At 70.3% G+C, this 19,335-nt stretch carries 18 protein-coding genes; 15 read left to right on the top strand and 3 right to left on the bottom strand.

The annotated features are described in order from the left end of the window. Window positions 1-22: 22 nt before the first annotated feature. Window positions 23-1,456, bottom strand: coding sequence for an adenylosuccinate lyase (gene purB, locus B7K24_RS01940; protein ID WP_084128336.1), 1,434 nt, complete (start codon window positions 1,454-1,456; stop codon window positions 23-25). Window positions 1,457-1,549: 93 nt separating this feature from the next. On the opposite strand from purB, the gene B7K24_RS13735 reads away from it, so the two are divergent. Both B7K24_RS13735 and B7K24_RS01930 read left to right on the top strand, forming a co-directional pair. Further along, window positions 1,550-1,807 (top strand): hypothetical protein, encoded by a 258-nt coding sequence (locus tag B7K24_RS13735; RefSeq protein ID WP_144268067.1) that lies wholly within the window; start codon window positions 1,550-1,552, stop codon window positions 1,805-1,807. A 12-nt stretch (window positions 1,808-1,819) separates the two neighbouring features. After that, on the top strand, window positions 1,820-3,289 hold the full coding sequence (locus tag B7K24_RS01930) for a hypothetical protein (protein ID WP_084128333.1): 1,470 nt from the start codon (window positions 1,820-1,822) through the stop codon (window positions 3,287-3,289). Here the strand turns inward: B7K24_RS01930 and B7K24_RS01925 are convergent. Further along, entirely contained in the window at window positions 3,267-3,653 is a 387-nt protein-coding gene (locus tag B7K24_RS01925) for a phage holin family protein (protein ID WP_159449108.1), read from the bottom strand. The two genes, B7K24_RS01930 and B7K24_RS01925, sit on opposite strands and share 23 nt — an antisense overlap. Before the next feature lie 52 nt (window positions 3,654-3,705). On the opposite strand from B7K24_RS01925, the gene hisC reads away from it, so the two are divergent. From hisC to B7K24_RS01860, 13 genes are all read left to right on the top strand, one after another. Beyond that, a complete protein-coding gene (hisC, locus tag B7K24_RS01920; RefSeq protein WP_084128329.1) occupies window positions 3,706-4,788 on the top strand; it encodes a histidinol-phosphate transaminase in 1,083 nt (360 codons plus the stop codon). 86 nt (window positions 4,789-4,874) lie between these two features. Next, on the top strand, window positions 4,875-5,741 hold the full coding sequence (locus B7K24_RS01915; RefSeq protein WP_234986511.1) for an ABC transporter permease: 867 nt from the start codon (window positions 4,875-4,877) through the stop codon (window positions 5,739-5,741). Further along, window positions 5,734-6,471, top strand: coding sequence for an ABC transporter ATP-binding protein (locus tag B7K24_RS01910; RefSeq protein ID WP_234986510.1), 738 nt, complete (start codon window positions 5,734-5,736; stop codon window positions 6,469-6,471). Before B7K24_RS01915 ends, B7K24_RS01910 begins: the two co-directional genes overlap by 8 nt. A gap of 48 nt (window positions 6,472-6,519) precedes the next feature. Continuing rightward, a complete protein-coding gene (locus tag B7K24_RS01905) occupies window positions 6,520-7,491 on the top strand; it encodes a hypothetical protein (RefSeq protein ID WP_144268066.1) in 972 nt (323 codons plus the stop codon). Further along, complete coding sequence (locus B7K24_RS01900) at window positions 7,478-8,647, top strand: acylneuraminate cytidylyltransferase (RefSeq protein WP_084128324.1); 1,170 nt, start codon at window positions 7,478-7,480, stop codon at window positions 8,645-8,647. The genes B7K24_RS01905 and B7K24_RS01900 overlap by 14 nt, the downstream gene beginning before the upstream one ends. A gap of 1 nt (window position 8,648) precedes the next feature. Continuing rightward, the gene (locus B7K24_RS01895) at window positions 8,649-9,524 is read left to right on the top strand and encodes an N-acetylneuraminate synthase family protein (RefSeq protein ID WP_084128322.1); all 876 of its coding nucleotides are present in this window, start codon (window positions 8,649-8,651) and stop codon (window positions 9,522-9,524) included. A gap of 84 nt (window positions 9,525-9,608) precedes the next feature. Then, entirely contained in the window at window positions 9,609-10,598 is a 990-nt protein-coding gene (locus B7K24_RS01890; RefSeq protein WP_084128320.1) for a glycosyltransferase family 2 protein, read from the top strand. Next, complete coding sequence (locus B7K24_RS01885) at window positions 10,595-11,911, top strand: polysialyltransferase family glycosyltransferase (RefSeq protein ID WP_084128318.1); 1,317 nt, start codon at window positions 10,595-10,597, stop codon at window positions 11,909-11,911. The genes B7K24_RS01890 and B7K24_RS01885 overlap by 4 nt, the downstream gene beginning before the upstream one ends. A 52-nt stretch (window positions 11,912-11,963) precedes the next feature. Next, entirely contained in the window at window positions 11,964-13,196 is a 1,233-nt protein-coding gene (locus tag B7K24_RS01880) for a DUF6716 putative glycosyltransferase (protein ID WP_084128316.1), read from the top strand. Window positions 13,197-13,284: 88 nt separating this feature from the next. Further along, window positions 13,285-14,415, top strand: coding sequence for a pyruvate dehydrogenase (acetyl-transferring) E1 component subunit alpha (pdhA, locus tag B7K24_RS01875; protein WP_084128314.1), 1,131 nt, complete (start codon window positions 13,285-13,287; stop codon window positions 14,413-14,415). Next, on the top strand, window positions 14,412-15,518 hold the full coding sequence (locus B7K24_RS01870; RefSeq protein WP_084128312.1) for an alpha-ketoacid dehydrogenase subunit beta: 1,107 nt from the start codon (window positions 14,412-14,414) through the stop codon (window positions 15,516-15,518). The genes pdhA and B7K24_RS01870 overlap by 4 nt, the downstream gene beginning before the upstream one ends. Window positions 15,519-15,528: 10 nt before the next feature. Continuing rightward, on the top strand, window positions 15,529-16,941 hold the full coding sequence (locus B7K24_RS01865) for a dihydrolipoamide acetyltransferase family protein (RefSeq protein WP_084128310.1): 1,413 nt from the start codon (window positions 15,529-15,531) through the stop codon (window positions 16,939-16,941). Continuing rightward, window positions 16,938-18,212, top strand: coding sequence for an MFS transporter (locus B7K24_RS01860; RefSeq protein WP_084128308.1), 1,275 nt, complete (start codon window positions 16,938-16,940; stop codon window positions 18,210-18,212). The genes B7K24_RS01865 and B7K24_RS01860 overlap by 4 nt, the downstream gene beginning before the upstream one ends. On the opposite strand, the gene B7K24_RS01855 is transcribed toward B7K24_RS01860, so the two are convergent. Then, a complete protein-coding gene (locus B7K24_RS01855; protein ID WP_084128306.1) occupies window positions 18,196-19,326 on the bottom strand; it encodes a winged helix DNA-binding domain-containing protein in 1,131 nt (376 codons plus the stop codon). The genes B7K24_RS01860 and B7K24_RS01855 overlap by 17 nt on opposite strands. Window positions 19,327-19,335: the final 9 nt, after the last annotated feature.

Genomic DNA, 19,335 nt, shown 5'->3' with positions numbered 1-19,335 from the left:
GGCTGCGCCGGGGGTGCCTCCCCTACGCCAGATAGTCGGCGACCAGCTGCTCCGCGAGCCCCACGTACGTGCCCGGGGTCAGCGCGGCCAGGCGCTCCTTGACCTCCGAGGGCAGCTCGAGCCCGTCCACGAACTCGCCGATCGCGGCGGCGTCGATGACGTGCCCGCGCGTGAGGTCCTTGAGGCGCTCGTAGGGGTTCTCCATGCCGGGCACGCCCGCGATCGCGGCCGCACGCATCGCCGACTGGATGGGCTCGGCGAGCACCTCCCACGACGAGTCGAGATCGGCGGCGAGCGCGGCCCCGTTGACGGACAGCGCACCCAGGCCGCGGCGCACGTTGTCGATCGCGAGCAGCGAGTGGCCAAACGCCACACCGATGTTGCGCTGCGTGGTCGAGTCGGTGAGGTCGCGCTGGAGGCGCGAGGTGACGAGCGTCGAGGCAAGCGTGTCGAGCAGCGCTGCGGAGATCTCGAGGTTGGCCTCGGCGTTCTCGAAGCGGATGGGGTTGATCTTGTGCGGCATGGCCGACGAGCCGATGGCACCCGCGACCGCCGCCTGCGCGAAGTAGCCCAGCGAGATGTAGGTCCACACGTCCGTCGCGAGGTTGTGCAGGATGCGGCCGAAGCGGGCGACGTCGGCGTAGAGCTCGGCCTGCCAGTCGTGGCTCTCGATCTGGGTGGTGAGCGGGTTCCACGTGAGGCCGATGCCCTCGACGAAGGACCGCGACACGCTCACCCAGTCGGTGGTCGGCACGGCCGCCGTGTGGGCGCCGAAGGTGCCGGTCGCGCCGTTGATCTTGCCCAGGTACTCCTGGCCCTCGATGCGGGTGAGCTGGCGGCGCAGGCGGTGCGCGAGCACGGCGAGTTCCTTGCCGAGCGTGGTGGGCGTGGCGGTCTGGCCGTGCGTGCGCGACAGCATGGGGGTGGCGGCCGTCGAGCGGGCGAGGTCGGCGACCTGGGTGACCACGGCATCGGCCGCAGGGAGCCAGGCCTGCTGGACCGCGCCCTTCACCATGAGCGCGTACGAGAGGTTGTTGATGTCCTCCGAGGTGCACGCGAAGTGGACGAGCTCGGACAGCGGCGCGAGCGACGTGGCCTCGATGCGGCGCTTGATGTAGTACTCGATCGCCTTGACGTCGTGGACGGTGACCTTTTCGATCTCGGCGTGCTCGCGGATGCCGTCGGCGCCGAACTCGGCGGGGATCGCGCGCAGCAGGGCGATCTCCTCGACGGTGAGGTCGCGCGTGCCGGGGACGGCGGCGGTGGCGCACAGGTGGATGAACCACTCGACCTCGACGAACAGGCGCGCGCGGTTGAGCGCGGGCTCGCTCAGGTGGTCGACGAGCGGTGCGGCCGCCGAGCGGTAGCGCCCGTCCAAAGGAGTGAGCGCGATGGCGGGCTCAACGTCGGCGAGGGTCACATACGAGGCGGGGTTCCACTCAGTCACGGGCCTCATTGTTCCATGCACAGGCGCACTCGGGCGGTGGTGCTGTCCACAGGGGTTCCACGGGCCGATGCCGTGGCCGGCTTCCGTTCGTACCGTCGCCCTATGGACGGGGTGAGCGTGCCGGCGCCGCTGTGGCTTCCGGCCTTCGATATCGAGGCGGCGGCCGATGCCGTCGAGACGGCGGTCGCGAGGCTACGGGTGGCGCAGAGGGTCGAGTGGGTCTCGGCGGCCGCCGACGAGTTCCTGGCCGAGGTCGAGGCCCTTTTGCAACGGATGGAGACCCTGGCGCGGGAGGTCGACCAAGCGTGGGAGGCATGGCGCGAGGCGCAGTGGGCCGCAGAGCGCGCGGGGCAGTGGTGAGGGAGCAGGTCCGTGGGTGACGCCGTCGGGGTGGGCGTGGCGGGCGGCGCCGGGGGCACGGAGGCCGTCACCGAGGACCTCGAGGCGGCGGCGGGGTGGGTCGCGGAGGCCTCGGCATTACTTGATGAGGCCGCGACCCATCTCGATCGCTCCTCCGACCTGCTCGACGAGGCGCGTCCGAGAGCCGCGGCGGAGGTGGCGGGGGCGCTGGCGCGCGCGGACGCGGCGGTGGGGACGGCCCGGTGGGGCGTCGGAGGAGTGAGTACGCTCGCGCGCGAGGTCGACGACGTCGCGCATCGCCTCGTGGCGGTGGCGCAGGCCTATGCGCGAGCGGAGGGCGAGGCGCGCGGTGGGCTGGCGGTGCTCGAATCGGTGAGGCGCTTCGCGGGGGACGCGGCGGCGACGGTGGGGTGGCTGACGCAGCTCGGCGCGGTCGTGCGCTGGAAGATGTCGGTCCCGGGGGTCGTCGCGACGCTGAGCGGGCGCGATCGCGTGGCGGCGACACTCGCCCCCGCTGCGCCGCCGCCCATGACGGGATACATCAACCGGGGCACCGTCGGCGCGACGGCCGGGGCGCTGCAAGCGACCGGGCCGCCGTGGATGAGGCACTACGACGCGGCGATCCTGGCACTGCGAGGCGTGATGACTACCGGCGAGCTCATGGCGGGCGAGCCGCGCATTGCCGGGGCGACGCGGGTGGGCGTCGCGGACGTCGCGCCCCCGCGCGGAATGGAGGGGATCGCCGCCGGCCTCGACGACCTCGAACTTCCGCCCGCGGGCGTCGTAGCCATCGACCGCCTCGACGGCCCCGAAGGCACGGCCTACGTGGTCACGATCCCGGGCACGTACGACAACGGCGTGTCATCGATCAACCCCTTTGACTGGGGCGGCAACGGCGACGTCATGGCCGGTGCGGTGTCGGACGCGATGCGCATGGTCCGTGCCGCGATGCTCGAGGAGGGGATCGCCCCCGACGCGCCCGTCATGCTTGTCGGCCATAGCCAGGGCGGACTCGTGGCGACCGCGCTCGCGGGCCTCGAGGACATGCACGAGCGCTTCGCCATCACCGACGTCGTCACCTTTGGAGCGCCCACGGCCACGCTCCCGCGCCGGTCCGACGTGACGTACGCGCATGTGGAGGACGTGTCCGACGTCGTGCCCGCGCTCGACGGCCCCGCCAACCCCGAAGGACCGAACGTGACCACCTGGACGGGTGACGCGCGCGCCTCGGGCGACGCGAGCGTTGCTGCCGCGGCCACCGGGGTCGTGAGCGTTCACGGGATGTCCACCTACCGGGCCACGGCATCGGCCGTCGACAGGCTCGCCGACCCGTCGACGCGCGCGTGGCGCACACGCGCCCGCCCGTTCCTCACGGCGAGCAGCGCTCAGCGGTCGCTGTTCGCGCCGGTAGCCGTGGGCTCCGCGCGGGCGCCCGTGTCAGCGAGCGGGACGCCGACGATCAGTCGCGATTCGCGCCCGTGAGGCCGCGCACGATGCCCGAGATGATCGTGATGACCAGGGCCGCTACCAGCGTGAGCCAGAAGCCGCCCAACTCCAGTTCGAGGCCGTCGAACCACGTCGTGATCCACGCGCCCAGCCACAGCACGAATGTGTTGACCACCAGGGCAAAGAGACCGAGGGTGAGGATCGTGATGGGAAGCGCGAGGATCTGCAGGACGGGCTTCACCGCCATGTTCAGCAGGTGCAGGATCACGCCGACCGCGGCGTAGACGAGCGCACGCGTCCACCACTCGGCCTCGCCACCGGTGACGGCGACATCGAGCGGCAGCAGGGTCGCGACCCAGACGGCGACGGCCATGGCGATCACATTCAGCACGAACTTCATGCGGGCGAGTCTTCCATACCGGGCCCCGCCCGCCACCTGGCACCATGTCCTCATGAGTCTTCCCCAGCCCCGCCCCGAGGTCGCCGGCCTGCCCGCGTACGTGCCGGGGGCCCGCGGTGATGCCGATCGCCTGCCGCCCGTGAAGCTGTCCTCCAACGAGATCCCGTACCCGCCGCTGCCGTCGGTGGCGCGCGCCATCGCCCGTGTGGGTGACGGGATTCACCGCTATCCCGATATGCAGGCGTCCGAGTTGCATGCGCGCTTGGGCGAGCGCTTCGGCGTGGGCGCCGAGCGGGTAGCGGTGGGTGGCGGCTCCGTCGCGGTGCTGCAGCACATCCTGCAGGCCTTCGCCGGCCCCGGGGACGAGGTGCTGTTCGCGTGGCGCTCCTTCGAGGCCTATCCCATCCTTACGTCGATCGCGGGCGCGACCCCGGTCATGGTGCCGCTGACCGCTGACGGCCGCCACGACATCGACGCGATGGCTGCGGCCGTCACCGATCGCACCCGTGTCGCGATGCTGTGCTCGCCCAATAACCCCACCGGTCCCACACTCACGCGCGACGAGTTCGCCCGCTTCATGGCGGCGGTGCCGCGCTCGCTCCTCGTGGTCCTCGACGAGGCCTACGTCGAGTTCGTGCGGGACGCCGATGCCGTGGCCGGCCTAGAGGAGCTCGAGCGGCACCCGAATCTCCTCGTGCTGCGCACCTTCTCGAAGGCGTACGGCCTGGCGGGTGCGCGGGTGGGCTTCGCGCTGGGTCCGGTCGAGCTGATCACGCCCGTGCGGGCGTGCGTCACGCCCTTCTCGGTCTCATCGACGGCCCAGGCGGCGGCGATGGCCTCGCTCGAGCCCGTCGCCGAGGCCGAGTTGCTGGAGCGGGTCGATGCCGTCGTCGCCGAACGCCCTCGCCTGCGCGAGGGGCTGCGCGCGCTAGGGTGGGACGTGCCCGAGGCTCAGGGCAACTTTGTGTGGTTGCCCGCCGGCGAGCGCACGGTGGAGATCGCGGTCGCGCTCGCGGCCCTCGAGCCCGCGGTGCTGGTGCGCCCCTTCGCGGGCGAGGGCATTCGCGTGACGGTCGGCTCGGCCGTCGAGAACGACGCGGTGCTGGCGGCCATGGAGGCGCATCGGGGAGCCTGAGCATGTCTGCTGTAATCTTGGGGCGTGTTTCGCCGCCATCGCGCCACTCTTGGCGCTGAGAATTGCGCCGCGACTCAAGGAGACACGTGACCCCCACCGACTATGAGGCCATCGCGCGCGACGCGGGCCTCGAACGCGTCGGCGCCCGCCCGCCGCTAGGCCAATATCTGGCCGAGATGTGGCGTCGGCGCGCGTTCGCGACCTCGCTGGCAAAGTTCCGCATTCAGGCGCAGATGAGCGAGAACCGTTTGGGTCTGGCTTGGGTGGTCCTGAACCCGCTGCTCATGGCGGCGCTCTACGGGACCATCTTTGGGATCATCCTCCCGCGGGAGACCCGACCGGACGGCGTGAACTTTGTGCCGTTCGTCATCGTCGGCGTCTTCATCTTTCAGTTCTTCTCGAAGTCGTTCGCCGATGGCGCCAAGTCCATTACGGGCAACGCATCGCTGGTGAGGTCGCTGAACTTCCCGCGCATGCTGTTGCCGCTGGCGCTGATCATTCAGCAGCTCATCGAGCTCATCCCGATGCTCCTCGTCATGGGGATTATCGTGCTGGGATTCGGCGAGCCGCTCACGTGGTGGTGGCTGCTCGTCATTCCCACCATGCTGCTGATGGCCATGTTTAACCTGGGCATCGCGCTTCTGGCCGCCCGTCTCACCGTGCATATCCGTGACCTCACTCAGGTCATCCCGCTCATCACACGCCTGTTCTTCTACGCGTCCGGCATCTTCTACTCGCTCGAGGAAGTGCTGTCGGACCAGCCAGAGTGGATGCTGTGGGTCGCGCAGGTGAACCCGGTGCACGACTACATCACCATTGTGCGAGACCTCATCCTGGGCGGCATCAACGCCCCGGGTTGGATGTGGTTCGTCGCCTCGGGCGCTGCCGTCGTCACGTTGGCGGTGGGCATCGTCTTCTTCTGGCGTGCTGAGGAAAGGTATGGCCATGACTGAGCCCCTCGGCGCCCCCACCGTGGTGGTCGACGACCTCCACATCAAGTACAAGACCTTTACCTCGGGCAAGAAGGCGTCGCAGAAGCGCGCCCTCCTCACCCGCCAGCGCGGCATTCGCGTGGTGCACGCACTGAAGGGCGTGTCGTTCGTGGCGCGCGAGGGCGAGTCGATCGGCGTCATCGGGCACAACGGCTCGGGCAAGTCGACGCTCATGCGAGCGATCTCGGGCCTGATCGCTCCCGCGCAGGGGCAGGTGTTTGCCTCGAGCCGCCCCGCCCTCCTGGGTGTCAACGCGGCGCTCATCCCGACGTTGTCGGGGGAGAAGAACGTCATCCTCGGCGGCCTCGCGCTGGGCCTGACGCCGCAGGAGATCCAGAAGAAGTACCCCGAGATCGTCGACTTCGCCGACCTCGACGAGTTCATCGACCTGCCCATGAAGAGCTACTCCTCCGGTATGTCGTCGCGCCTGCGCTTCTCGATCGCGGTGTCCCGCGATCACCAGATCCTGCTGGTCGACGAAGCCCTTGCGGTGGGCGACAAGGGCTTCCGTCAAAAGAGCGAGGCCCGCATCCGCGCCATGCGCGAGCAGGCTGGCACCGTGTTCCTGGTGAGCCACTCCATGAAGTCCATCCTCGACACCTGCAACCGGGTGATCTGGATTGACCACGGCAACCTGAAGATGGACGGCGATCCCGAAGAGGTCGTCAAGGCCTACCAGGCTTCCAAGTAGTCACCTGATCGCAACCGGCCGTTCAGGTCGCTGTGCTGTGCTGTGCCCATGGCACGAGTCGGATGGGTTGAGTCACCTCTCCAGTTGGTGAACGCGGTCGAGTATGCGGCGGCCGTCGGCGACCCTGTGCACCTGTGCCTGCGCGCCGGTGTACCCCAGTTGGGAGACACGGGACGGCTATTCGCGCCGAGCCTGCCGCGTGGCGTGACGATGTCCGGTCCGTGGCGGTCCGCCACCCGGTCGCCGATGACGATGGCGCGCCGGCGCCTGATCGGCGACGCGAACTCGGGGCAACTGCGCGTGCTCACCACGTTCACCGGTGCCCGGGATCTCGTCGTCGTCGATGACGGCTCGGGGACGCTGTCGCTCGCGCGCCGCCTGGCCAAAGGCCTGCCGCTCGCGCGTCACGGCAAACAGGAGTCCGCCCTCCACCGGGTGCTCGGTGCGGCGGCGTCGGTGCGCATGCGCACGGCAGCCGAGGACGGCCGGCTCACCGTCTTCACGGCCTATCCGGAGGCCGACGCCGTGGGCGCCTTGCGTTCGCTCGGAGCCACCGTGGTGCGCAACGACTACTCGTGGTTGAGATCGAGTGCCTTTGTCACGGACGCGGCCGATGCCGAGCACGTGGTCGTGGGTTCGGCCCTCGTCGACGACGGTTACCTCGACGCGGACGCCTACGCGGCCTGGCTTGCGGGTCTGGCGCGCGAGGGCGGCGTGACCTACCTCCCTCACCGCCGCGAACGGCGTGAATCGCTCAGCCGGTGGGCCCAGATCGACGGCGTCGACGTGCGCCGCCCGGTCCTTCCGATCGAGATCCTGCTCGCGGGGATGCCGGGCGTGCGGCGTGTGACAACGCTTCCGTCGTCGGTGGTCGCGACCCTGTCGACGCTGCTGGACGCGTCCGTCCACCTCGATGTCACCCACGTGCCGGAGCAGTGGTTCACGTCGCGAGCGGACCGCTCTGTGCGCGAACTCCTGGAGGACGTTGTGAACCGGGGGCGATCGAGTGCCGCCGCGTAAGGGGCGGGTTGTCGCCGTCATCCCTGCACGCGGCGGCTCCAAGGGAGTACCCGGCAAGAACGTGGCCCGCGTGGGTGGAGTTCCCCTCGTCTCGCGCGCCGTCGCGGCTGCGCGGGCGGCCGCCGGCATCGACGAGGTGTACGTCTCGACGGATGACGCGGTGATCGCCGAGGCGGCGCTCGCCGCCGGCGCGAGAACCGTCGACCGTCCCGCGGATATCGCGGGCGACCTTGCCAGTAGCGAGGACGCGCTCCTGCACGCGCTCGACGTGATCGAGACCGAGGGCGCCCCGGTCGCGGTGTTGGTATTCCTCCAAGCCACCTCGCCCTTTATCGACGGGGACGCGCTGGGGAGGGCCGTCGCGCGCGTCGCGCACGGGGATGAGGACTCGGTGTTCTCCGCTTACGAGACCCACGGATTCTTGTGGAGGCTCACGCCGGACGGTGCCGAGGGCGTGAACCACGACAAGTCATTCCGTCCGCGTCGCCAGGACCGCGAGGCGCAGTTCCACGAGTCGGGCGCCTTCTACGTGATGGACGCGGCCGGATTCCGTCACGCGCGCCACCGGTTCTTCGGGCGTGTGGGGCTCGAGCTCATCGACGCGATCTCGGGACTGGAGATCGATGACCCGCACGAGCTCGAGGCAGCGCGGGCCCTCGCGCCGCTGCTCGATCACCACCACATCGGGCCCCTCGATGCGCTGGTCATGGATTTCGATGGCGTCCACACGGACGACCTCGCGGAGGTCCACCAGGATGGCTCGGAGGCCGTCACGGTGAGCCGGAGCGACGGCATGGGCCTCGCCATGCTGCGCGACGCCGGGCTGCCGATGCTGATCCTGAGCAAGGAACGCAACCCCGTCGTCGAGGCCCGCGGTCGAAAACTAGGTATCGAGACGGTGTACGGCGCTGACGACAAGGTGAACATCCTGCGGCAGTGGAGTGAACAACGCGGGTTTTCGCTGTCGAAGGTTGCCTACGTGGGAAACGATGTGAACGACGTGGAAAGCATGGCCTCGGTCGGCTGGCCCGTCACCGTCCCAGACGCCCATCCAGCGGCGCGCGCCGTGGCCAGGGTCCACTTGACCCGGCCCGGTGGGCGCGGAGCACTCCGCGAGCTCGCGGAGATGATTTTGACCACTCGTGAAGGAGCATGACATGGCTGAAGCAGTACAGATCGGCGCCCACAAGGTAGGACCCGGTCAGCCGGTCTACATGATCGCGGAGATCGGACTCAACCACAACGGTTCGGTCGACAACGCCCTGCGTCTGATCGACGTCGCCATCGAGGCCGGCTGCCAGGCGGTGAAGTTCCAAAAGCGCACGCCCGAGATCTCCACGCCGGAGCACATGAAGGACACCCCGCGCGACACCCCGTGGGGCACCATGACCTACCTCGAGTACCGCTACAAGGTGGAGTTCGAGAAGGACGAGTACGCGCAGATCGACGCCTACTGCAAGGCCCGCGGGATCGACTGGTTCGCCTCCCCGTGGGACGAGCCCGCCGTGGACTTCCTCGAGGAGATGGACACCGTCGCGTACAAGATCGCCTCGGCGTCCGTCACCGACCTGGGCATGCTGCGCCGCATCAAGGAGACCGGCAAGCCCGTCATCCTGTCCACCGGCATGTCGACCATCGAGCAGATCGACACCGCTGTCGAGACGCTCGGCACCGACAACCTGGTGATCCTGCACGCCACCTCGACTTACCCGCTGCCTCCCGAGGAGGCCAACCTCCTCATGATTCCTACGCTCGCGGAGCGCTACGGCCTGCCCACGGGCTACTCGGGCCACGAGCCGGGCCTGCAAATCTCCGTCGCCGCGGTCGCCCTGGGCGCCGTCGCCGTTGAGCGTCACATCACCCTGGACCGCACCATGTGGGGCTCCGATCACGCGGCCTCACTCGAGCCCGGCGGTCTCAAGACCCTCGTGCGTGACATCCGCATCATCGAGCAGGGCCTCGGTGATGGCGTGAAGCGTGTGTTCCCCGGTGAGCTCGCTCCGTTGAGCAAGCTGCGTCGGGTCGGTGCGTAAGCACTCGCACCGCACGATCACGCTCGCTGCTGGGGTCGCCGCGCCTGCGCGGTGGCCCCAGCGTTCGCAGGGCGCGCGGCTGTCATGACGCGCCCTGACATCACAGTCATCGTGCCGGTGCTGAACGGCGAAGACGTCCTGGGAGTCACCCTCGAGAGCCTGGTCCGTCAGCAGGAAACCGTGGGCCATCTTCAGGTCATCGGGATCAACGACGGTTCTACCGACCGCACCGGTGACGTCTTCGCGCACTATGCGAAGCGGATCGGTGACCTCACCGTCATCACCCACGACGAACCCGTGGGGCTAGCCTCGGCGCGCAACCGCGGGCTTGAGGCCGCCGAGGGCGACCGCCTGGTCTTCCTCGACGGCGACGACTGGCTCGCACCGGGTCGGCTCGCGATCCTCGCCGGTCACCTCGACACCCTCGGATGCGACTTCGTGCGTACCGACCACCTCATCGCACGCGGCAGGTCCCGGGTGCGGCACACCGTGCCGTTCTTTCCGCGCGGAGAGGTCTGCTCCCCGCGCACCGCGGTTGGTCCGCACGACCACGCCACGATGGTCGACTACCCGTATGCGTGGGCGGGCATGTTCACCCGTCGCTTGCTGGAGCGCGGACTGCTCCACTTCCACGAGGGCCTTGCGACGGCCGAGGACCGGCCGTGGATCTGGCGACTTCATCTGCAGGCGGACACGTTCGCCGTGGTCGATGCGCCGCCCCTGTTCTACCGGCGCGGCAGTGCGACGTCCCTCACTCAGATCCTCGATGCCCGGCAACTCGACTTTGTCCGCGCCTTTGACCTCGCCCGAGAGGTCGTGGAGGCCGATCACGAGGCGCCGCGGTGGCGCCCGAAGTTCGTGCGCCAGATGTCGGCGATCGCCGCGCACCACCTGGGCCGCGCGTCCCGCATGGCGCGGCCCCTGCGTCGCGACCTCGACAGGGGCGTGCGAACGCTCTTCGCCTCTGTCGATCAGGAGGTGCTCGCGCAGCAGTGGGCGGAGTTCTCCCCGTCGCGGCGAGAGCGGCTTCGCCACTACGTACCCGCCGAGATCCGCAGGAGCGTGAAGCGATGATCCAGCTCGTGATGGCCTCCACCTTGTTTAGCGCGATGACCGCCGCTGCCGCGATCGACGAGGGCCTGTTGGGTCCGCGAGACGTCACGCGCATCCTCGTGGTGTCCAACAACGCCGCGGTCCCGGAGGTGGTGCAGCCCCTGCACCGCATCCCGGGCGCTCGCAAGGTGCTCGAAAGGTTCGACCGCGTGGTGGACCTCAACGAGGCACTTGTTCAGGCGCACCCCAGTTCGTGGCGGCCCCGCCACGACGACCTCGCGATGCATGAGCAGCATTTCCGCTCGCTATGGGGGCTTGGCACGCAGACGGTCCAGCTCGTGACGGAATCTCTTCACGTGCCGCCGGCCTCGAGCCTGGCCCGCATCTTCAGCGACAGCGAGCTGGTAGTCCTGAGCGAGGGCCTCATGAGCTTTGGTCCCACGCGCTTTACACAGCCTCCTCAGGTGGCACAGCGCATCACGTCGCTCGTGTACCTCGACCTAGTCGCCGGGCTCAGTCCCCTCCTTTTTGAGGAACTCGACATCCCTCACCGCCCAGTGTCGCTGGACGCCTTTCGCGTCGTCATCGATGAGATGGCGCAGGTGTGCGCGCCCGCGATCGATGCGGCCGTGCCGCCCTCCGGCGTGCCGACCGCGATGGTGTTCGGGCAGTACCTCTCAGCGCTCGGATTGTGGACGCCGCAGGAGGAGGAGGACGCTCACATCGGCATGCTGCGCACCGCCTTCGACGCCGGCGCGCGTCGCCTCGTCTTCAAGCCGCACCCCGCGGCATCGCCGGCCCTGCTGACGACGTATCGTGACGCCGCCGAATCGTGGGGGGCGCAGTTCGTGACGTGGGAGGACGCGACACCAGCGGAGGTGTTGCTGGCGCGCGTGCCATGCGTCGTCATTGTCGCGGGATTCTCGACGGCGTTGGTGACCGCGCGAGCGCTTTTTGGCACCCCGATCGAGTCGTACGCGACCGAGGAGCTCCTAGCCACCCTCACTCCGTTCCAGAACAGCAACCGCGTGCCGGTCACCATCATTGATGCGTTGACGCGGCGCACGGAGGACTATGGCACGGTGCCTCGTCTCCAGGCGCTCGTGGTGGCAGTCAGCTACGCGATGCAAGCGCGCCACTTGGAGCACAGGCGAGACGAGGCCGTCGCGACCCTTGCGCACATGTCACGGGCCGATCGGGAGCGGTACTTCTACCGCAAGCGTCTGACGGCGCTCGATCTTCCCGGCGGCGCCGCCTCCGGGCGGATCGCACGGATGTTGCGTCCTTGGGGGAGATGGCTGCCCCTCTCGTGGCGACGCCGGTTCGCGGCGTGACACGACTCAGCCCACTGAACACACACGTCACGTCGCGTCGTAGGGTCGGACCGTGAAGGCCCTCGTCGTTGCGGACTCGGATTCGTACCTGAAGTGGGCCGTGTCCCGGGCTCTTGACCTGTGGCCCGCTTGGGATGTTGAGGTGGTTGTCGTCGCCAACGCCGTCACCCCGAGCCCGCGGCAGCGCCACGACGCCGTCGCGGGACGGTGGCGGGACGTCGAGGTCGTGAGCGTGGCGGATGTCGGCAGGATCATCGCGGGGGGCATCGACCTGGTCCTGCTCGCGTGCCGGGGACCGCTCATCTCGCACCTGTTCTCGACGGTACTCGCCGACGCGGCACACCGACCCGTCGTGGCCGCCGGAATTCCGGGGCTGTGGTTCCCGCCCACCGAACGCGGACTCGCGTTCCGCGCGGACGTCGATGTGATGGTCGTCCATAGCGAGCGGGAACGGGAGGCCTGCCAGGAGCGCGTGACGGAGGGCTCACAGCGGTGGGGTCTGGCGAGCCTTGCCGCCGCGACCGGGTACGCGGAGCCCCTCCCGGACCGCCACGTGCGTGAGGGCGCCCTTGTGTTTGCTCCACAGGCCCTGGTGCCACGCACGGTGGCGGACAGGCGCCGGCTGCTCGACGGCCTGATCGACGCCGCCCGCGCCCACCCCGAGGTGGCTGTCGTGGTGAAACTGCGCGGCGGGGACGACGAGGCCCAGACGCACCGCGAGTTCGCATCGTTCCCGCACCTCGCGGAGGATGCGGGGCCGCTTCCGGCGAACCTGCAGTTCGCTCGGGGCGCGCTCGCCGATCACCTCGTCCACGCGCGCGGCCTTGTGACGGTCAGCTCGACGGCCGCGCTCGAGGCTCTCGCCGCAGGCGTGCCGGTGCTCATCGTGGGGGACTTCGGTGTGGACGAGGAGAACCTCAACCTCGTCTTCGCTGGTAGCGGCCTCGTGGGAACGCTGGACGACCTGCGCGCACTGCGCTTCTTCGAGCCGCGCCGTGACTGGCTCGCCGCCAACTACTTCCACGGCGCCCAGGCCTCGGATTGGGTGGCCCACGTGGAGGCGCTCGCGGCCAACCCCGCCGTGCTTGCGCGGCTGCGGGCGGCGAGACCCGCACCGCAGAGGGAGCGCGGGCCCAGAGCGGGACTCGGGCGTGCCAGGCGCAGGGCGCAGGCGCTCGGCGCCGCCGACGTATGGTGGCGTCGGGCGGCGATGAGGAGCCTCGGCGCCGCAGTGGCAGTGGCGCGGCGGCGCCCTCGATCGCGCGACACCACCCCTTCGTCTTGAAACCTACGGTGCCGTAGCCTACGCTTGCGTAAGTTACGACCGGAGGTGCCGCCGACCGCGTGCCCCGCCGCAGCAGAAGGAGGCACGCGTGAGCGCAGGAGGACCCCTCTCCACCGACGGCCTGGTGCAGCTGCTGACCGCAGACGGTCAGCGCACGGCCCACGAGCAGTTCGACCCCTACGCCGACCACCTCACCGCGGACGACCTGCGCGCCATGTGGCGTGACATGACCCTCGTGCGCGCGTTCGACAAAGAGGCCACGAGCCTGCAGCGACAGGGCGAGCTGGGCCTGTGGGTGCAGTCGTGGGGCCAAGAGGGCGCGCAGATCGGCTCGGGCCACGCCCTCAACGGGCAGGACTTTGTCTTTCCGAGCTACCGCGAGCACGGAGTCGCGCTCACGCGCGGAGTGGACCTCGTGGAGGTGCTGCGCATCTTCCGCGGCCTCCAGCACGGCGCTTGGACGCCCGCCGAGCACCACTTCCACCTCTACACGCTGGTGATCGGCTCGCACGCGCTGCACGCGACCGGGTACGCGATGGCCATGGCGAAGGACGGCCTGGTCGCCAGCGGCGATCCGGCCAAGGACGGCGCGGTCGTCGCCTACTTCGGCGACGGCGCCACCAGCCAGGGCGATGTCGCCGAGGCGCTCACCTTCGCGTCCGTCTACGACGCCCCCGTCGTGTTCTTCGTGCAGAACAACCAGTACGCGATCTCCGAGTCCGCCACGCGCCAGAGCCGCGTGCCCATCGCCGACCGCGGCAAGGGCGTGGGCATCCCCTCGGTGCGCGTGGACGGCAACGACGTCATCGCGTCGCACGCGGTGACCCGGTGGGCCCTCGAGCACGCCCGCAGCGGCCAGGGCCCGGTGCTCATCGAGGCCTTCACCTACCGCATGGGCGCCCACACCACGTCCGACGACCCCACCCGGTACCGGCCCAAGGCCGAGGAGCAGCTGTGGGCCGAGCGCGACCCGATCGCGAGGCTCGAGGCCTACCTCACCTCCACCGGGGAGCTCTCCGACGACTTCCGCACAGAGGTCGAGGCGGAGGCCAAGGCCCTCGGCGAGCGCACCCGCACCACCGTGCGCGCCTGGACCAAGCCCGACACCCTCGGCATGTTCGACCACGTCTACGCGGAGCCGCATGCGAGCGTGGAGGCGGAGCGGGCGTGGTTCGACCGTTACCAGCGTTCCTTCGCGGATCAGGAGGCGACCCGATGACGACCCTCGACGAGCGCCCGGCGACGGCGAGCGGCCAGCCGGCCACGGCATCGGCCCCCGGCAAGCCGGCAAGCGCCGCGCGCCCCGCGCCCACCACCATGACCATGGCCGGCGCAATCAACGCCGGTCTGCGTGCGGCGATGGAGCGCGACGACAAGACGCTGCTGATGGGCGAGGACATCGGCGCGCTCGGCGGCGTGTTCCGCGTCACCGACGGCCTGCACAAGGACTTCGGGGACGACCGCGTGATGGACACCCCGCTCGCCGAATCCGGCATCGTCGGCACCGCCATTGGCATGGCGATGCGCGGGTACCGGCCGGTCATCGAGATCCAGTTCGACGGCTTCATCTTCCCCGCCTACGACCAGATCACGACGCAGCTGGCGAAGATGCACTACCGCTCGGGCGGCGCCATCCAGCTGCCCGTGGTGATCCGCGTGCCTTTCGCCGGTGGCATTGGCGCCGTCGAGCACCACTCCGAGAGCCCCGAGGCGCTGTTTGCTCACACCGCGGGCCTGCGCATCGTGTCCCCGGCCACGCCACAGGACGCGTTCGACATGATCCAGCAGGCCATCGCCTCGCCCGACCCGGTGATGTTCTTCGAGCCCAAGGCGCGCTATTGGGACAAGGGCGAGGTCGACCCGACCCGCGTGAAGGCCCAGCTCGACGCCGCGTCCGGCGCCTCCACCGGCACCGCCGAGATGTCCCGCGCCCGCGTGGCCCGTGAGGGATCCGACGTCACGGTCGTCGCCTACGGCCCCACCGTGCGCCTCGCCCTCCAGGCCGCTCAGGTGGCCGCTGACGACGGCACCGACGTCGAGGTCATCGACCTGCGTTCCATCTCGCCGCTCGACTCCGACACCGTCGTGACGTCGGCGCGCAAGACCGGCCGCGTGGTCGTGGTGCACGAGGCGCCCACGTCGTTCGGCTCGGGCGCCGAGTTGTCGAGCCGCGTGCACGAACAGGCCTTCTTCCACCTCCACGCGCCCGTGCTGCGCGTGGGCGGCTTCTCCACCCCCTACCCTGGGGCCGTCTTCGAGCACGACTACCTGCCCAGCCTCGACCGCGTCCTCGATGCCGTCGACAAGGTCATGGCCCACTGAGGGGACCGCGATGCCTACCTACCAGCAGTTCAACCTGCCCGACGCGGGCGAGGGCCTGACCGAGGCCGACATCGTCACGTGGTCGGTCGCCGTCGGAGACACCGTCGAGGTCAACCAGCCCATCGTGGAGATCGAGACCGCGAAGTCGCTGGTCGAGCTCCCGAGCCCCTTCTCCGGCGTCGTCACGAAGCTGCTCGTCGAGGAGGGCGAGACCGTCGAGGTCGGCGTCCCGATCCTCGAGGTCGACGTGGACCCCGACGGGGCGGCTCCCGCGGAGCCGTCCGAGCCCGTTGCGGCGGCCGATGCCGTGGCTGAGCAGCCGTCCCCGGTTGCCGAGGAGTCGGCGACCTCTGCGGGGGCTGGCGCGCCTGCGCCGAGTGCCGCTGCCGCCGCACCTTCCGAGGAAGGCTCCGGTGCGGTGCTGGTCGGTTACGGCGTCAAGGCCGGATCGGCCACCCGGCGCGAGCGCGTCGAGGGCTCGCTCGAGCCCATCGGCGGCTTCGAGGCGTCCGGCGACTACCCCGTGCTCGCCAAGCCCCCGGTGCGCAAGCTCGCCAAGGAGTTGGGCGTGGACCTCACCACCGTCACGCCGTCCGGCCCGGGCGGGCTCGTCACCCGTGAGGACGTGGAGCAGCAGGTCAAGGCCACCGCCGCGCAGACGCTGGCGACGTACCCCGAAGACGACCAGCCGTGGCTGGCCTCGGGCACCACCACCCGCGACGGTCGCGCCACGCGCGTGCCCGTGAAGTCGGTGCGTAAGCGCACCGCCGACGCGATGGTGCAGTCCGCCTTCACGGCGCCCCACGTCACGGAGTTCCTCACCGTGGATGTCACCGAGACGATGAACCTGGTGGCGCGCCTGAAGGCGGACCGGGACTTCGCCGACGTGCGCGTCACCCCGCTGCTGATTGTCGCGAAGGCGCTGCTGCTCGCGGTGCGACGCCACCCCGAGGTCAATGCCGCGTGGGACGAGTCCGCGCGCGAGATCGTCTACAAGCACTACGTGAACCTGGGCATCGCGGCCTCGACCCCGCGCGGCCTGGTGGTGCCGAACATCAAGGACGCCCACCGCCTGCCGTTGCACGCGCTCGCCGTCGAACTGCAGAACCTCACGGCCGAGGCACGCAACGGGTCGACGTCGCCGCGCGCGATGAGCGACGGCACCATCACGATCACGAACATCGGGCCGCTCGGCATTGACACCGGCACGCCCATCCTCAATCCCGGCGAGTCGGCGATCCTCGCCTTTGGCGCGGTGCGCCAGCAGCCGTGGGTGCACGAGGGCGAGATCGCGATCAGGTGGGTGACGACGCTCGCGCTGAGCTTCGACCACCGCCTCATCGACGGCGAGTTGGGTGCGCGGGTGCTGGCGGATGTGGGCCGGGTGATGCAGGACCCGAGCCAGGGTCTCGTCTGGGCATGACCACGTCCGCCGGTCCCGGCAGCGTCGCTGGCGGTACCGGGGTGGTTCGCTCCCGCGTCGCGATCCTCGCGTCCGCGCAGCTCGTCGCGGGCGTGGGCGTGAGCTCCGCCATCGCGGTGGGTGGTCTTCTGGCCGAGGAGATTTCAGGGACGGCCTCCTACTCGGGCCTGCCGCAGACCGCCAACGTGCTCGGCGCGGCCCTCATGGCCGTGCCGCTGGCCCGGCTCGCAGGGCGCGCCGGGAGGCGCACCGCGCTGGCCTCGGGCTTCGCCCTCGCGGCCGCTGGCGCGGCCGTCGCGCTGACAGCGGCCGCGATCGCGTCGCTGCCCGCTCTCATCCTGGGGTGCTTGCTGCTCGGAGCGGGCATGGCGGCCGGACTCCAGGCGCGTTTTGCGGCCACCGATGGGGTGGCCGACACCCACCGCGGCATCGTGCTGTCCATCGTCGTGTGGGCGTCCTCGCTGGGCGCGATCGTGGGCCCCAACCTCATCGACCCCGGCACCCGGGTGGGTGAGGCCCTCGGCATCATCCCGTTGGGCGGCTCGTGGGTGTTCGCGCTCGTGGCGCTCCTCACGGCCGCCCTGGTCATCGTGCTGCTGCTGCGCGGGGTCCGGCCAGCGACCGCACCTCCGCGCCGCAAGATCCGCGAAACCCTCCGCAGCCTCCTCGCGCACCCGGACGGGCGCCTGGGCCTCGTGGCCATGGCGAGCGGCCACGCCGTCATGGTGGGCGTGATGGCGATGAGCTCGGTCCACCTGCACGGCCATGGCTCCACGCTGACGTTCATCGGCATCGTCATCAGCGCTCACGTCGCGGGCATGTACATGCTGGCGCCCTTGTTCGGGTGGCTCACGGACCGGTGGGGTGCGCGAGCCGTTGTGGGGGTCGGCGTCGCTGTGCTGCTGGCCGGGTGCGCGGGCGCCGCGACCTCGGGTGTCATTGATCAGGGCCACGGCGCGCACCGCGCCGCAGAGGTGTGGGTCACCGTCGGCCTCGTACTCATCGGCTTCGGGTGGTCGGCCGTCACCGTCGCCGCCGCCACCCTCATCGCCGTGCTGTCCCACCACGGGGACGCCGCGCCCACGGACATCCAGGGCGTCGCCGACCTCACGATGGGGCTCGCGGGTGCAAGCGCGGGAGCCCTCTCCGGCGTCGCCCTCGCGCAGCTGGGCTACACGGGACTCGCCATCGCGGGCGCGCTACTGCTCCTCCCGCTCGTGTGGGCGCTGGTCCGGCGGCCATCCGCGGCCACGGTCACGCTGCCCAGCTGACCTCCACGGGCAGACCCACAAACCCCGCGTAGGGCGCGAATGCGGACTCCGCCTCGCGCCGTGCGGCCGCGCCCAGTCGCACCAGCGGCGCGACCTCGACCACGCACCGGCGCGCCTTGAGGGATCGCTTCCAGGTGCCCACCACGCGGCCGTCTCTCACCAGCGTCGCGCGGAACACGCCGTTGCTTCCCGGCACGACGGCCTCGAGGTGGCCGTCGTCCAAGAACGCCGAGCGGTCCCCGTAGCCGAGCATGAACTCGTCGAAACCCGGGGGGATGACCCACCCCTCGACGGGCGTGACCCCTCCCGACAGCGACGCGGCCACGTCGCCCGACACGAGCATCGGCCCCTCCTCCGTCGCCACCTCCGCCACGTCGTCTCCCGCGCCCGCCACACCGGCCCGGCAGTCACGCACCCCCAGGCCCGTCCACCGCGCCAGGTCCTTCACCGTGACGGGGCCATGTGAGCGCACGTAGCGCCGGGCGATCGTCGCGAGCGCCTGCTCGCGGGAGAGCTCGACGTGGTCCGGCACCCATTCGCGCAGCAACACGAACGTCTGCTCGCCGTCCACGTGCGGCGCGATGCAGGTCAGGCCCACCTGCGAGGCATACCAGAGCAGGTGATAGCCCACCTGCCTGGGAGCCTCGACGCCGGCGGCCGCGATCACCTCGAGACACTGCGCGCGTGAAAGCCGACCCCCGCCCGCGAGCGCCTCCTCGAGCGCCGCGTTGGCATGCTCCACCGTCTGCTCGTCGATCCCCAGGAACGCCCGGCGACGCGCCGCGTCCCGCAGGGGCTTCACGCCCATCAGCGCGAGCATCCATGCCGCATCCCGCGCCGGCACCAGGTGAACCGTGCCGCGCATGGGCCACGTGCGCAGCGCCTCGCGCCGCTCGAGCGCCTCCTCGACCAGAGCCTGGGTGACGGCGCCGCCCGGGCCAGCCGAGCCACCGGCCCCCCGCAGTCGCATCCCCAACGACCACAGGCCGCTCGCGAGGTCCTGCGCCTGCATGGCGCCCAGGTGGGTCACAACGTCCGCCACCGAGTCGCGCGGATTGCCCGCGAGCAGCAGCGCGCGCATCCTGAGCGATTGCACCTCGACCCGTGTGATCATGAGGCCACG

The organism is Demequina sp. NBRC 110055, assembly GCF_002090135.1.
Taxonomy (GTDB): Bacteria; Actinomycetota; Actinomycetes; order Actinomycetales; family Demequinaceae; genus Demequina.
The sequence above is the reverse complement of the archived record's forward strand: the minus strand, read 5'-3'. Positions and strand labels throughout refer to the sequence as shown.